The sequence below is a fragment of the Sporosarcina sp. ZBG7A genome, assembly GCF_000813425.1.
Lineage (GTDB): Bacteria > Bacillota > Bacilli > Bacillales_A > Planococcaceae > Sporosarcina.
The window spans coordinates 79,756-95,208 of sequence record NZ_JWIB01000019.1 but is presented as its reverse complement, the minus strand read 5'-3'; the positions used below and the strand labels follow the sequence as shown (position 1 = coordinate 95,208).

Here is a 15,453-nt window from a genome sequence, read left to right as displayed (position 1 = left end):
CAACTGCTTCTTACTTCATGATACCACGTATGTATGTTTGCTGAATTCACAAGTTGAAAGTAGTTGCCTGTGCGCGGAACAATCATGAATGTTTAAACATACATGAAAGTTTCTTGCACAGGCACCTAATACTATATATGATTGTTCGATTTGAAAAATGGTATTATATAAGACTAAAGAGTAAAAGGGGAAGGTTTGTATGTTAATGAAGTCGATTTTCAGTTGGGAAAGTGATCTTAATTTCACAGATATACTACAAGTGGTTGTTGCAATTGTGAATATATGGTTTGTGGTATTGGTATATAAACTAACTCGCAAAGATATTAACCCTAAATTATATGTCACACCTCTTCAATATGATGTTGGAAGTGAATTTAGTAAATTAGTAAATGAAGAGATCCTAGAAATTAATTTTAAAGAAGAGGGATTCCCAATGATAAGGATGGAGAAATTCAAATTGTGGGAATTATCACTAGCAAATAGCAGTGATTTACCTGCTACTAAAATTGTTTTGAACTATGAAGTTGTAATAAAGAAAGCCAAAATAAAATATGGAGAAATTGATGAGATAGATGTGGAATCATATGAATTTGTCCCTTTTGATAGATTTGAACGTACTTATACACTTGATTATTTAGCACCACATGACGAGATTAAAATACCGGTCCTATATTTAACGGGAGAGTTTTCAGAGGCAGAGGTATATGTAAATTCTCTTTATTCTGACGAACGAAGATACTTTAAACAAAAAATATTAGTGGACACCTTTAAGCATCCAGAGTTGGACCGCATGCAAGGTAGCCATCAGATGAGACAAATGCTGGGTGTATATTACAAAAAAGATGCAGAATAACTGAGGGGTATTGTTACGAGACACATTTTCATTAAAAGTAGGTGCCTGTGCGCAGCAATCATGAATGTTTAAACAAACATGAAAGTTTCTTGCACAGGCAACTAACACTATATATAGGGATTTTAAATGAGTATAATGTGGGTTTCTGTAACTTTTTTATTTTCTGGAGCAGCTTTTTTCTATTCATCTGAAGTGAAAAGAGAGAATGTTAGATTGAAAGAAAGGATTAAAAAAATAGAGGAACAGATATTTAAGTAAATGCCGCTATCATGAATACATTTTTCTAGCTTTCGCTAGGTTCTACACGTTCTAGTTTTTGCTCGATTGATTAATGTTGTTTTCATACGGGAGGATATAAGGATTCCAACATCTTTTTGAGCAATCTTTTAGGAAACAACCACTGATGTCCCTACCTTCGCTAATTTTAATGATTTACAATTAACTCTTCCTGGTCCTTTATGCCAATTATCTCACAGTAATCGTTAAGAATTTCTCTTGCTATTTCTTACGTTAGTTTAATTGATTGTCTCGCATGGTGTATGAGCTTAATCGATGTTGGATAACTAGCAAGGTACAAATTTAAAACCTATACAAACAAAAAAAGAAGGACACGCTAGACATAGTTGCGTCCTTCTTTTTCTATTTGCTTAAAGAAGCATGGTCCTGCAGATTTGATTATTGATAGTCAACAACTTCAATGATTACACAAAAATTTGTCAGAAGCCAAACAAGATACAATTAATATAAAGAAAGGGTTTGCATTACGATTCAACTTTGTTTTACTACAGGTGATTTAAAAACGTGAGAATTTAATTTTGATTAGCTATTGATTCGAAAAAAGGGACAACGCTGGATCCGATGGCAGATGCAATTACGATGTTAATTAGAAATATTGAGTTAAAGCATACATGTGACGAGGATTACGATCTAACTATGAAAGCGAAGAAAAAAAGTAGATGCCTGTGCGCTGAACAATCATGAATGTTTAAACAAACATGAAGGTTTTTTACACATGCACCTAGCACTATATTGTAAGCTATGAACTTGTTCCAGCTGAACCTTGATACGTCCCGAGAGGAATTCGAATCCTCGACAGATATCTAAGTAGAACATGCTCTAATCAGTTGTGCTAAAAGTAGGTGCCAGTGTGCGAAACAAACATGAAAGTTCTTGCACAGACACCTAATACTTGTTATTCAACGTGCCCATAGGAAATGGTTTGAAAATAGTCATTGCTGGTGCTGCAACAGCTTTTGTAATCTTCGCTAGTTGGGCTCTCTTACTTCAACGGCGATTGCATGAGCAAGAAAAGAGGATAAGTTAGTGAAGTAGTGAAAGTCAGCAGGAAGGAGTAAGTACATTTATCTACTCCTTTTTTATTACTTTTATATGATAAAAAACTACAATAATTAGACGGGATGGCTGAAAATGAGACAAGAGTTAATGTACGCTTAATCCATTACGAAAGAAGATGACAAGAACGAACGGCATCCCGGTAATTATAATGTGGTTCACTTCGATGCTTGTTGCATTAAAATCTATTCCGAAAGAATGGTGTTTTCTTCAAAGTGATACACAGAGGGATGGCAATTAGCAGACCGACTGCGCTTTGAATGAGGTCCCCTGGTACAGATGCCAGTGGTGCCGCCCAGTTGTTATACATGATGGCTTGCCCGATGTAGTACACTGCGAGCATGACCGGTGTGGAGGCGACGCCTGCCAGGATGTTGAGTTTACTATTATCTCCCCGGTGGCCATTCGACCATGCAATTTTCCCCACGATATAGCCTTGCAGAGCCCTCGCGATGATAGTCGTGGGCGCCCAGATGATCCAGCCGCCGAAGATATCGAACAAACCCATGCCGATCGCTCCGGCCAGCGCTCCCTTTTTCGGGCCGAAAAGAATCGCGGCGATGAACAGTGCGCCTGTGCCTAAATGGATGAGGCCCCCTTGTCCAATCGGAAGCTTGATGTTAATGAAGACAGTGGACACTAATACGATGGTCGACAGAATGGCTGTCAACACTAGATCCATTGTTTTTGTACGTAACTGAGTCGATGTTTGGTGTTGTACCGTTTGCATACGGACATTCATCTCCTTGCTTTATAGAATGTTGATACTTTTTAGTTTACAGAATGGCTGACCATTGAAACAGTGCCAGTTTTATTAAATTGTTAGAGGTCAGTTATGAGAGGAAGAAATGGAGATTCTATATATTCTTGCTTACCCTTACTTATGGTACGATGGAAGAAGTGCAAGTACTGAAGAGTGAGAGGGGGAGTTCTATTGAAAAAAGTTGCGATCATCCAAGATATGTCTTCATTTGGAAAATGCTCGCTCACAGCAGCCATTCCAGTATTATCTGTCATGGGGGTGCAGGCAGTCCCTCTGCCAACTGCTATTTTGACGTCTCAGACAGAATACCCGAGCTATTTTTGTGAAGACTTAACGTCGAGGATGACTCATTTTACAGACGAGTGGAGCAAGATGGGCGTTGAATTTGATGGTATACATACAGGTTTCGTGACAGGAAAAGAGCAAATTGAAAATATCTTTTCTTTTTTACGTACGTTCTACAAGGAAGAGACAATGCTTCTCGTGGACCCGGTCATGGGCGACAGGGGACAGCTATATGATGTGTTTACTAGGGAGTTAATTGGCTATATGAAGGAGCTGGTGAAGCGTGCAGATGTCATTACACCAAACGTGACAGAATGCTGTTTACTAACAGGTCTTTCGTATGACAAACTGCAAATGTACCAGACGAGTGAGGATTATGTTGCCGCCATTGAGGAGGCTGGCCGGCAGCTGCAGTCAGAAACGAACGCCAAGATTATCATTACCGGTTTGAATCCGCCGGCCCTTTCAGAAACAAGATTTGTCGGCAATATGTATATGGATGACTCCAGCTCGTATCACAGTCTTCAAGAATATAACGGTAAGAGTTATTCCGGAACGGGTGATTTAATTGCCTCAGTCCTGATGGGCGGTATGATGCGCGGTCAAAATCTGGTAGAGAGCATGCAGCTCGCAGAAAAGTTTTTATCTGCCGCAATCCAGTCGACCTCAGAAGAGCATATTCCAACAGTTGCCGGTGTAAACTTTGAATCTCATTTGCGGATGCTGCTTTAACTTTTCTTCTTGTAATGATGCATGTGTGAAAAACAATAGAATGCCATGCATCTAAATACGTATATGTCCTGCCCGCTAATCAGGATGATGCCTATAAAAGTAGGTGCCTGTGCGCGAAACATTCATTAATGTTTAAACAAATATGAAAAATTCTTACACAGTCACCTAACATTGTTTGGTAGCCATTTGAAAAAGCTGACTAACATACCTATAAGTTTATCTATCATTATAACTTTAAAAAGAAGCTGAAAAAATACAAAGCGAAGCCGACTTCCTAGCCTTTAGATGGGAAGTGGACTTCGCTTTTTTCTTTCAGGTGTACACCAATTATTTGAATAGTGTTAGAATGACTTATATGATTACTAATTAGGAGATGAATGGTATGAATGAGCGACTCAACAGACCAAAGAGATTTGGGGAAATACTTGATTTGACCTTTAGCTTAAGTAAAAATAATTTTAAAATCTTTTTCTTTATTTCTCTGCTATTTATGGGACCCGTCTATCTAATTGAAGCATTGATAAAACTCGTGTCTGGCGTCAATTTTTTCAGAGAGGTTTCTGTAGGCGGGACTTGGTATGAAAATATTGCCGCGACTTTAGAAATGGAGGAAACAACCAGTCTAGGTGCCGACATAGGCGTGATACTACTAGGCATGGTTAGCTTGTTCATATTTCCTGTTGCTACTGCAGCAACTTTATTGGTTGTCGATCATATACGAAAAAATGAAGCATATACAATTGGCTCGGTCGTTAAGAAAGCCTTTGCTAGATACGGTGCAATTATTGGGAGTACGCTTTTATTTACACTCATGGTTACGGGATTAATACTATTGCCTATCATGTTTATCGCATTAGTTTTCGTACTTGGTATAGCAACGCTTCCTATAGTTGGTATTATTGTAGGAGTACTACTATTCTTAGCTTTTGCTATCGCGATTGGATATTTACTTACCCGTTGGAGCTTTTATTTTGGATCTGCAGTACTTGGAGAAGGGACTCCAGGATTTACAAGAAGTTGGAGACTGACCCGCACGCAGGGGTGGAAGTTAGTAGGACTGTACATAATCTTCTTTCTACTCATCTCAATTGTCAGCAGTGCTTTTGAACTTACATTTGGGTTGTTCTTAGGCAATAGTGTTTTGCTTTCTATGATTCTATCGCTCGTAAATATTGTCACAACATTAATATTTGCTGTTGGTTTTGCAGTGATGTACTTCGATTTAAAAGTAAGACATGATGCAGAGGATTTAAAAGAACTGATTGATGAGTATGCAGTGGTTCAATCATGAACTCTATAAGGATGATCTTCTATGGCTAATGTACAGAACGTAAAAGACGAACTGGAAAACATTTTAAGTAAGAAAGAGTATACAGTTTATACAGACCAAGAAACGAATTTCTTCACGGCTTTATGGGAGAAGATTAAAGCTTGGTTTGTTGAATTTTTGGAGCGTCTTTTTCCGTCTATGGAGAAGACGAGCATGCTTGCTGGACCCATTTTGGCGATTGTTATTACCGTCATGCTTATTCTCATTGCCATTGCCTTGGTTTATTTTGTTCGTAAACGAAAGCGCAGACAAATACATCACTCTAAAAAACCTTTACAATCTATGAAGGAGATCGATTGGTCTTTTCAGATGCATTTATCTGAAGCTAATAAACAAGAAGAGCTGAATAGGCTAACGCCTGCAACTCGCCATATGTTTTTAGCAATCCTTCTTTATTTTCATGGAAAACAATGGGTGGAAGCACGCATTTGGAAGACCAACTGGGAGTATTATGAAGAGCTCAAAAAAGTAAATCGGCAATCTGCCAATCAATTCTATCATATCGCTCGATTCTTTGATGAAGTTACGTATGGAGAACGAGAAGTTCAAATCGATGAATATCAAGAATTTCGGATAAAGGTAATGGAGGCTTTAGGCGAATCCGTTGAATAAAAATTGTTTATGAGAAAGGAGGGGAAATTAGTTTGCAGAAAAAAAGATTGACCCCAAAAACTTGGATCGGACTGTCACTTTTTTTAATTGTCCTGCTCTTCTCTCGATACCTTCTAGTGCAAGACCAACTAAAAGAGTATCCAATTTTCGATTCTGACTCTCCTTCTCCCACAGGAGTAAAAGCATTCTATACGTACTTAGAGAAGAGTAATGAAAGCGTCAAAAGATGGACAGAATCTCCAAGTGATTTATCTACAACATCTGAAAACCAGTTACTTATTATGTTGGAGCCTTACTTCATTCCAACTACTGAAGAACTTGGTGCATACAAAGAATTCATGAATTCTGGAAATACCATTCTTTTATTTAAACAAAACCCAAAAGGAATGTTCGAACTGGAAACCGAGCCTGTCGATACAAACGAAGGTCTTATAGTCGATAAAGCAGACCATGCCTATTCAGCCGAACTCCTTGAATCCTTTCGACTTCTTGAACAAACGGATGATGAAGTTTTACTTTCAGACGACTTGGGAACTATTGCACTGCAGCGTTCTTTCGGTAAGGGAAATTTAATTGTTGCAAATTCGCCAAGCTGGATGATGAATAGTGAACTTTTAACAGATGACCACCTAGCCCTTATTCTATCACTTGTAAATGAAGTGGATTCTAAAACGATTTTGTTTGACGAGTATATACATAGTAGCGATAGTGCATCGACTTTTTTCACAATCTATCCTCGATGGTTTTTACTTTTACTGGTACAAGGAACATTGTTTACCCTCCTATGGTTATGGGCTCTTGGAAAACGATTCGGACCGATTTTTATTCCTAGAGAAGAAACAGTTCGTTTCAGTGATGAAGGTCTTCGAGCATTAGCTGCTTGGTACCTCAAGGGGCGTCGTTATCATGACTCATTGGTGATTCAAGCTGATTATGTAAAAACGTTGTTACAAGAGCGTTGGCGGATTCCGTATACAATGGAATGGGAAAACCTGACGGATCACTTCAAGCAAAAATGCCCTCATCTGCACAAAGATGAAATACGAGAGATGCTCATGGGGTTAACTCCAATGCTAAGTAAAGAAAAAGTAAGCAAACAAGACTATTTATATTGGTCGAAAAAGATAGAGACCATTCGGAAAGAGGTAGAGATGAGATGAGAATGCATTTATTAACCTTATTGGAAAAATATGAAGAACGAGTCTTGGGCCAAAGTACTACACTTAGACTTCTATTATCTGCTGTTTTGTCAGGTGGGCATGTATTACTAGAAGGGGTGCCGGGAACTGGAAAAACGCAAATGGTTAAAACATTGGCAAGTTTACTCGGTGGTGATTTTAGACGAATACAATTCACCCCAGACTTATTACCAAGTGACATTACAGGAAGCATGATTTACAACATGAAAGAAGGTTCTTTTGAAACGTTAAAAGGACCGATTTTCACGAATGTCCTTTTAGCTGATGAAATTAACCGTACACCCGCAAAAACACAAGCGGCACTTCTAGAAGCAATGGAAGAAAAACAAGTTACCATCCAAGGGAAAACGTTTCCGTTACCCGATGTTTTTTTCGTAGTAGCCACACAAAACCCAATTGAATTTGAAGGTACTTACCCATTACCAGAAGCACAACAAGATCGGTTCTTGTTTAAACTTCTGATTGACTTTCCTTCGTTCAATGAGGAAAAAGACATATTAAAACAAATAATCGAAAAAAGTTTTGACGGAAAATCAATTTCTTCAATTCTCGACATGGAAGTGTTTTTAACAATCCAGCGTGAAATTGAACAAGTAACACTCGGTGATGGTGTGATCGATTATGTTATGCAGATTGTACGAAAAACGAGAGAAACAGAATCCATTCGTTTTGGAGCAAGTACTCGTGCAGGTATTTCAATTGGTAAAGCTGCGCAAGCATGGGCTTACTTAGAAGGTCGTGATTACGTAACACCTGACGACGTTAAAATTGTTTCCAAACCATCTTTAAGACATAGAATTCAATTATCTCCACATGTAGAATTGGAGGGAACGGCTGTTGACCAAATCATCGAAGAACTTGTGGGGGCGATTCCTATTCCAAGGTAGCGGAATCGTACCAACGAAACGATTACTCATTATTTTTCTCGTACTATCTGTTGCTTTAATCACGCTCGGAAGTCTCTTGGAAATGGATTGGGGCTTTCTCATTGTCGTGAATCTTCTTATTCTATTTGGAAGTTTGTTGGACTTGTTGTATTCGCCAAAGAAAAACCAAATTCATTTCAAACGAACAATTGTGAAAGAACTGGAAAGAAACCTTTCCTATACAGTCGATATTGAAGTGGAAAATACTTCGGAGCATGCCTTCAATTTTCTTCTTGTAGATGGAATTCCACAATCTTTTAAAAGCTCTTTTCCAATTAAAGGAGAAATAGCAAAAGAGACTGCAGTACAAGTACGTTATGAAACAAACGCTTCTGTACGAGGAAACTATGAAATAGAGCAACTCCACTGCCGTTATACAAGCAAGTTAGGTCTTTGGGCAAAGCAAAAAACAGTTTCGTTGGTGGATTCCGTTAAAGTTATTCCAGACTTAACTGAAACGAAAAGCTATTTGGGCAATGCTCAACGGTTTCTGTTATATGAGGGTTCAAAGATCCGTAAACAACAACGCGGCATAGGAGAATTTGCCCAGATTCGAAACTACGGAGTCGGCGATGACCCACGGATGATTAACTGGCGGCAAACTGCGAAACTACAAGAAGTGATGACCAATGAATATGAACCTGAACATGGAAAATATGTAACCATTTTAATCGATTGCGGAAGAATGATGGGTGCGGAATTAAAGAATGGAAATCGCCTTGAAAAAGTAATGGAAGCCTCTCTAACTGTTGCGGCGGCAGCTTTACAAAAAGGGGATTACGTTTCTGTTCTAGCCTTTTCAAAAGAAGTACAAGTATTTGTACCACCCGCAAAAGGAATAGCTCATTTGCAAACAATTCTCCACGCAATTTACTCTCTTGAAGTGGGTGCTGCCGAGTCGAATTATGCTGCTGTTCTCACTTATTTAGAAACCATGCAAAAGAAAAGAAGTCTACTATTACTCTTTAGTGATGTTCGCTCATTTCTTCATGAGGAAAGTGCGCTTGCCTATTTGCAAAGACTTAGAAGACGCCATATGTTTTTGATGATTGGCATTGAGGACACTGCCCTTTATAATCGCATCAATGAAGAACCAGTGGATGTACAAACCGCAATGGTAAAAAGTATTGCTCAACAACAACTGCTTCTTAAGAAAAAAAGGAAATTGAAATGGGAAAAAAAAGGCCTTCAAATGATTGAGGCCCGTGAAGAAAACTTAGCAGTAGCAGCTGTTTCCCATTATATTGATATTATGAATCGGAACTTAATTTAGATTCTCTTCTGTCTAGAAAAACTTTTCCAATCAACACGTACACAAGTAAACCAATCACAGTAATGAATGCAACTGCATATTTTGCTCCTAATGGTATTGATGCTGGAGTGATGAAGCCTTCAATTAATCCGGCAATGATGAATAATGGAATCGTACCAATTAGTAACTGAACAGATCGCTTTGCCTGAGTTTTCAATTGGTAGCCTCTTGAGAACTTGCCTGGGACAAAGAGCTTATAACCCATTAATAGACCTGCTCCACCTGCTATAAATATGGCTGTAAGCTCAATCATTCCATGTGGTACGATAAATGCCCAAAACTCATACGATTTATCGTAGTGAAAGAATAAAGCAGCCAAGGCTCCAACCAAAATACCATTATAAATGAGGACATATACAGTTAATAACCCGAATGTGATACCTCCGGCAAAAGCGAGTATCCCTACTTGAATATTGTTTGTCATAATAGTGGAAGACATTACGGAAGAATTTACTTCCATTTCATCGCTACCAAGCTGATCGGGATTTACTCCTTGAGCCACTTCTCCAGGCAGTATAGCATACATCGATTGAGGGTCGTTGAGAACAGCAAAGAAGCTACCTAAAGCACCAAGTGTAAACAAAAGAAATGCGACAAAAATAAACTTCCATTGTTCTAAAAACAAACGAATAAATGTTGTGCTTAAAAAGTTACCAACTTGTTTTATACTCGATATTTGATCTTTATATAACACATTATGTGATTTTGATACAAGTTCATTTAAGTAAACCGTTACTTTTTCATTTGGAAAGTACGTTTGAGCGTAGGAAAGATTTTGAGCAGACTTTTGATAGAATTCATAAAACTGATCAATTCTTTCACCTGTTAAATTAGATTTACCTTTATGCAATTCAGACGCTAATTTTTCCAGTTTACTCCAATCTTCACGATGCGATTTCACAAATTGATTGATGTTCATTTTTACACCTTCTTCTTGTGGTATGAGTGCAATTTTACGTGTGTTCCGAATATACAGTATAGCAGATACTTAGAAATTTATGGATGAAACTACATATTGAAAGTGGTGAAATACTATGAATGACGAACGAATTGGTATCAAAACACCAGAATTCGTATCTCTTCAGTTTCAGCTCGCAGGACTCGGTAGCAGAAGCGCGGCATTTATTATTGATCAACTTATTTTAACGGTTGTTAATATTTCAGTTCTCATTGTTTTGGCCATTTTTTACACGAGAGATATAGATTTTTTTGCCTTTGCGGGAATGGACTCGCTTATATTGGGTCTTGCAATTCTCGGTCTTTTTATCGTCAACACAGGGTATTTTGTAATTATGGAGTACTTTTCAGGAGGAAAAACTATTGGTAAAAGAATGCTCGGCATTCGAGCAATCCAAGAAAATGGGCATAGCTTAACACTACTATCAAGCTTTATCCGCAATTTTCTTAGAGTTATTGATTCTTTACCTGCTGGATATTTTTTGGGAATTGTGCTCATTTTCTTTCATTCGAAACATAAAAGAATTGGAGATTTAGTTGCAGGAACGATTGTTGTACATGAACGACAAACAAAAAAACAAAACAAACAAACTCCTATTGAAAAAGAAATTGCTATGAAGCAACTTGCAAAAGAGGATCTTGTTATTGAAGATTGGGCTTTAAGGTCAATTGGACAAAAAGATTGGAAACTTATTGAGACGTATAGCAATCGACTCACTCAATTGTCCGAAAACGAACGCTCTGAACTTACGGAAAAAGTAGCAAATCTCTTACTTCCGAAATTCGGATTAGAAGTCTCGGGGAAAAGTATTTTAGAATTGGAAAATACGCTACTTGTTCTTTACTTGATTTTGCGGGAAGAATGGGCGTATGAACTTTGATTTCAATTAAATTGTAGCCAATGAAATGTACCACATGTGACATAGAGTGTACCAGTGAGTGACACTACCTTTACCGCTTCATACCTTCAGGATAATCAATGTTAATAAATATACTTTTTAGAAATGTAAAAGCTACACTTGCTATATAATCTCGGCAAATTTGTAATAAAGCCTTTATGCCACAAACTGGCCAGATTGGCATAATAGATTTTGAGAAACTTGGAAATAAGGTGTATTCATGGAGAATGTTAAATGGATAAATGGAAGCCATAAAGAGGATAACCGTATTTTTGATTCGGAGTTTGAAGTTAAAGAATGGACAGAAGCATTATATCCCGATTTTGTTGCCTATTTAAGTAATAAAAATAATGTAGGATATACAACACCTGATGAAAAGGTAATTAAGTATTTAGCATCTCTTTTTCCTCAATGGGCTGTTTATAACAATATGCAAATTGATGTCTGTACAGAAAAAACAGAAATAAACGGTCAAATTATCTATAAAATTTGGACAGTGAAATTATAATTACTTTTCACTAACGGGGGCGATTCTTGAAGAAGAATTTGCACCCTTTTTCTGTAATAGAACCGGAATAGCGAATAGTTGAATAAAGAGTTAGCCACTGAGAACACTAAAATAAAATGAGGTGTTCTCTTATGAAAAAGGTTCTGATCTTAATCATTTCTATTTCTCTTTTTGCTGTTTTAACTAAGGCTAACGCAATGATTAATGAATATGACGAAATTGCTAAGTCAAATAACGGGGCTGTTACCATTGATGCGAAAAAGATAAATGGGTTATATACAGATTTTAAAATTAACTTTCAGGGTGCCACCCTTTCAAAACCTTACTGGTGGAACACTACAAACCCAGCTTGGTCTCCCGAGATTATCTATAAGGATATCAATCGGGATGGAAAGAATGAATTGGTTATAATTTTGACTATAGGCACAGGTACTGGGATTTTAGAGCGTGAAGCACACGTTTTCCATATAGAACGGAAATCACTCGGTAAAACGTCGGCTTTGGTACCAGTTGAGGTGCTTGTTGATAATCCAAAGGCGATATTATTAAAAAACGTAAAAACCGAGTTAACACATAACAAAGCAAGTGTTAGTATCAACGATAAAAAATGTGAAATTGAAATCAAACCTTTTGGTATTGAACAAAAACATTTATTTAGTGATATATATTTTGGTAATTTGATCGACTTTGAAATAAAAGAGAACCAACTTATCGCAAAAATAGGCGGTCAAATTTCTCCGGTGGGAGGATATTTAGGAGATATTCAAATAACCTATGTATTTAAAGATAAAATGTATCAAGCAAAATCAATTGAGTTTAAGCCTATTTCTGGCGTGGAATGTCATTAAGCAATCGGGGGCTGTTCTGTTACAAGAATTTGCACCCATTCATCAATCTTGGCCAAATTAAGGAATGAATACAGTCAAATTGGAGGAGTGTTTTGTGGGGGAAAGTATTTTAAATTACGAAGACTTATTGGAAATGTTAGATGATGAACTTCGAGAACCTAAACAATTTTGGGAGGACTTTTATGAAGATAGAACAAAAAATATTCCATTCTTTAAAGTAAAAGGACCTGATGAGAATTTAGTTGAATATTTTAGTGAGGGTCTTTCGCCTAAAAAGGTTTTGGAGTTAGGAGCTGGACCTGGGAGAAATTCTATATATATGGCTAAGCAAGGGAGTAGTGTAAGTGCAATAGATCTTTCAAACAAAGCGATTGAATGGGCGAAAGAGAGAGCGGATGAGGAGGGGCTAAATCTTGATTTTCATTGCGTATCCTTATTTAATTTTGAATTTGAGCCGAATTCATACGATTTTATTTACGACTGCGGAATGTTCCATCATTTAGCGCCACATCGTCGTTTAACGTATTTAGAGATAATAAAAAAAGCACTTAAAAAAGGCGGATATTTTGGGATTGTTTGCTTCAATACAGATGGCGCTTTAGATATACCTGATTGGGATGTCTACAAAGAAAAAAGTTTAAAAGGGGGTATAGGTTATTCTGAAGAACGATTAAAAGAGATATTTAATAAAGACTTCGATATTTTGAATTTTAGAAAGATGAAAAAGCCTTCACTATCAGATGATTTATTTGGCGAAGACTTTTTATGGACGAGTTTAATGCAAATTAAAAGTTAAGGGGTTTCTTCAAGTAATGAGGGCATTTCAGTAACACGACTATGTCGAAATATGGCCAAAAACTTGCTGAATAGGTCAGAAGAGACTAAAAGTTGGGGGAATATTCGATTAAAATAAACCAGCAAGAATTTATTGTTAATGGGACGACCTATATAATTAGATCCGCAAGAAATAAAGATGCAAAGGATTTGTCTGAAATCAGATTGCAGATTGATGGTGAAACTGAAAACCTCGACAGGGAAAAAGGTGAGGCATTCATTGATGTACAAAGCTTCGAACAATTAATCCAAGCAGATACAGAAAATAAGAAAAACCTTTTTTTAGTTGCAGTGGTTCATGACAGGATTGTCGGATTTTCGAGATGTGAAGGGAACCCATTAAAACGACTCTCTCACAAGGTAGAGTTTGGGGTGTGTGTCCTAAAAGAATATTGGGGCTACAGCATTGGCAAAAATCTTTTAAAAGAGACTATTGCTTGGGCAGATTCATATGGAATAAAAAAAATCACCTTAAAATGTTCTTGATACAAATGAAAAAGCGATAAGTCTATACAAAAAATTTGGCTTTGAAACCGAAGGCATTCTAAAAAACGACAAAGTACTTTCCGATGGTGATTTCTACAACACCGTTGTAATGGGACGATTTAATTTATGAGGTCCTGTATACAGTTCGAATTGTGAGTGTAGTAGCTTCTTCAAGAATAGGGCCATTTTATAGTGGAATGTGTTAGTAGTAGTCATGAACATCTGATTTCATGGGGCATATGATGAGTTTATAATCATATTTTACTGGAGGAATATTACAATGAATAATCTTTATTATATGTATCCTTACCCAAATGTTTATTATGCTAATGCACCAATGTGTAACTGTTGGAATATGCCGAGTTGGGCAGGTTATGAAAGGCAAGTTCAAACGTATTTAGACACTCCGAATTACACTAATCCTATATTAAAAGATCATGGGCTAGAACCCTTTGTTGTGAATATTAACCAAGCTACCAAGCAAAATAACACATATCGTACAGCTATATGGACGGGAAGTCATTTGCAAGTTACCTTGATGAGTATCGGTGTCGGAGATAATATAGGTTTGGAGATGCATCCTAACGTAGATCAATTTCTGCGTGTTGAGGAAGGTCAAGGATTTGTTCAAATGGGCAAGAACAAGGAAAAATTGGACTTTGTAAGAAATGTAAGTGCTGATTCTGCGATTATGCTTCCTGCGGGTACGTGGCATAATCTAACCAATACAGGAAATGTACCGTTAAAGCTTTATTCAATCTACGGACCTCCTAATCATCCATTTGGTACTGTGCATCGGACTAAAGCAGATGCAATCGCTACAGAAGAAGGCTATAATAACGGAAATGAAAATACAGTAGTTTGTGGAAGAACTCCAGATGAATGGATAAGGTATACCGAATTCTTGGTGAAAGAAGGCTTGGAAGACGTTAAAAGAGGAATTAATATGACACACATCCTCCAAGAATTTATTTTAATGGGAGTTCTTGTTGGAAAAGGATATCCTCCTGAAAAAGCATATGAAACAATAGAAGAATGGGAACGTACAGGAGAATCAAAACTTCTACAGCAAAGCAAAAACATGTAAACATTTACATTTCAAGAATCGGGGGCAATTCTGGAATAAGGATTATGCCGTTAAAGGGCCATATTACTAAAGAAGAAAAAATAATTTTTAGTTTACGGGGTGCTGTTAATTGGTGCATCAGATGGGATTGTATGGTGAATATTTTCACGCTATTAGAGAAAGAAATAAAAGGGTAGAAGTCCGTTTAAACGATGAAAAAAGAAGAAAAATTAAAGTTGGAGATTCAATAGAATTTATAAAAGTTACCCAACAAGATGAAATTCTAGAAGTACAGATAACTGAACTTAGAAGTTACGATACTTTTGAAGAAATGTACAATGATATTCCTTCTAAGGATTTAGATTGTGAAGGCTGGACAATGAAAGAATTGATAGATGGAACGTATGAAATATACACCCCTCAGCAAGAAAAGGAATGGGGAGTATTAGCAATTATGATTGAATACTAAAGTAGAAGTTTTTCAGCTAAA

Annotated in this window: 15 protein-coding genes and 1 pseudogene; 14 read left to right on the top strand and 2 right to left on the bottom strand. The window is 37.1% G+C overall.

Annotated elements, in window-relative coordinates:
• Window positions 1-199 precede the first annotated feature (199 nt).
• Window positions 200-853, top strand: coding sequence for a hypothetical protein (locus RL70_RS08395; RefSeq protein WP_039042965.1), 654 nt, complete (start codon window positions 200-202; stop codon window positions 851-853).
• Window positions 854-2,384: 1,531 nt separating this feature from the next.
• On the opposite strand, the gene RL70_RS08390 is transcribed toward RL70_RS08395, so the two are convergent.
• Window positions 2,385-2,936, bottom strand: a complete 552-nt coding sequence (locus tag RL70_RS08390; protein ID WP_039042964.1) for an ECF transporter S component — start codon at window positions 2,934-2,936, stop codon at window positions 2,385-2,387.
• Window positions 2,937-3,140: 204 nt separating this feature from the next.
• Here RL70_RS08390 and RL70_RS08385 point away from each other — a divergent pair, with 204 nt between their 5' ends.
• From RL70_RS08385 to RL70_RS08360, 6 genes are all read left to right on the top strand, one after another.
• Complete coding sequence (locus RL70_RS08385) at window positions 3,141-3,986, top strand: pyridoxamine kinase (RefSeq protein ID WP_039042963.1); 846 nt, start codon at window positions 3,141-3,143, stop codon at window positions 3,984-3,986.
• Between the two features lie 382 nt (window positions 3,987-4,368).
• Window positions 4,369-5,277, top strand: coding sequence for a hypothetical protein (locus RL70_RS08380; RefSeq protein WP_039042962.1), 909 nt, complete (start codon window positions 4,369-4,371; stop codon window positions 5,275-5,277).
• Window positions 5,278-5,298: 21 nt separating this feature from the next.
• Window positions 5,299-5,928: a DUF4129 domain-containing protein gene (locus RL70_RS08375; protein ID WP_039042961.1), complete on the top strand. Its 630-nt coding sequence runs from the start codon at window positions 5,299-5,301 to the stop codon at window positions 5,926-5,928.
• Window positions 5,929-5,960: 32 nt separating this feature from the next.
• On the top strand, window positions 5,961-7,088 hold the full coding sequence (locus RL70_RS08370) for a DUF4350 domain-containing protein (protein WP_052245864.1): 1,128 nt from the start codon (window positions 5,961-5,963) through the stop codon (window positions 7,086-7,088).
• On the top strand, window positions 7,085-8,014 hold the full coding sequence (locus RL70_RS08365; protein WP_039042960.1) for a MoxR family ATPase: 930 nt from the start codon (window positions 7,085-7,087) through the stop codon (window positions 8,012-8,014). Before RL70_RS08370 ends, RL70_RS08365 begins: the two co-directional genes overlap by 4 nt.
• Complete coding sequence (locus RL70_RS08360) at window positions 7,965-9,326, top strand: DUF58 domain-containing protein (RefSeq protein WP_039042959.1); 1,362 nt, start codon at window positions 7,965-7,967, stop codon at window positions 9,324-9,326. The genes RL70_RS08365 and RL70_RS08360 overlap by 50 nt, the downstream gene beginning before the upstream one ends.
• On the opposite strand, the gene RL70_RS08355 is transcribed toward RL70_RS08360, so the two are convergent.
• The gene (locus tag RL70_RS08355; protein WP_039042958.1) at window positions 9,304-10,284 is read right to left on the bottom strand and encodes a stage II sporulation protein M; all 981 of its coding nucleotides are present in this window, start codon (window positions 10,282-10,284) and stop codon (window positions 9,304-9,306) included. The genes RL70_RS08360 and RL70_RS08355 overlap by 23 nt on opposite strands.
• A gap of 115 nt (window positions 10,285-10,399) precedes the next feature.
• On the opposite strand from RL70_RS08355, the gene RL70_RS08350 reads away from it, so the two are divergent.
• The 7 genes and pseudogenes from RL70_RS08350 (at window position 10,400) to RL70_RS08320 (ending at window position 15,432) form a co-directional block, all read left to right on the top strand.
• Entirely contained in the window at window positions 10,400-11,203 is an 804-nt protein-coding gene (locus RL70_RS08350) for an RDD family protein (RefSeq protein ID WP_039042957.1), read from the top strand.
• A gap of 238 nt (window positions 11,204-11,441) precedes the next feature.
• Window positions 11,442-11,729, top strand: coding sequence for a hypothetical protein (locus tag RL70_RS08345; RefSeq protein WP_039042956.1), 288 nt, complete (start codon window positions 11,442-11,444; stop codon window positions 11,727-11,729).
• A gap of 131 nt (window positions 11,730-11,860) precedes the next feature.
• Window positions 11,861-12,577 (top strand): hypothetical protein, encoded by a 717-nt coding sequence (locus RL70_RS08340; protein WP_039042955.1) that lies wholly within the window; start codon window positions 11,861-11,863, stop codon window positions 12,575-12,577.
• A gap of 64 nt (window positions 12,578-12,641) precedes the next feature.
• Window positions 12,642-13,373 carry a class I SAM-dependent methyltransferase gene (locus RL70_RS08335; RefSeq protein WP_197054100.1) on the top strand — a complete coding sequence of 244 codons (732 nt, stop codon included), beginning with the start codon at window positions 12,642-12,644 and terminating at the stop codon, window positions 13,371-13,373.
• A gap of 107 nt (window positions 13,374-13,480) precedes the next feature.
• Window positions 13,481-14,027 (top strand): annotated as a pseudogene (locus RL70_RS08330) (N-acetyltransferase family protein).
• Between the two features lie 150 nt (window positions 14,028-14,177).
• Window positions 14,178-14,984, top strand: a complete 807-nt coding sequence (locus RL70_RS08325; RefSeq protein ID WP_039042953.1) for a cupin domain-containing protein — start codon at window positions 14,178-14,180, stop codon at window positions 14,982-14,984.
• 112 nt (window positions 14,985-15,096) lie between these two features.
• The gene (locus RL70_RS08320) at window positions 15,097-15,432 is read left to right on the top strand and encodes an ASCH domain-containing protein (protein ID WP_231567256.1); all 336 of its coding nucleotides are present in this window, start codon (window positions 15,097-15,099) and stop codon (window positions 15,430-15,432) included.
• The last annotated feature ends 21 nt before the right edge of the window (window positions 15,433-15,453 follow it).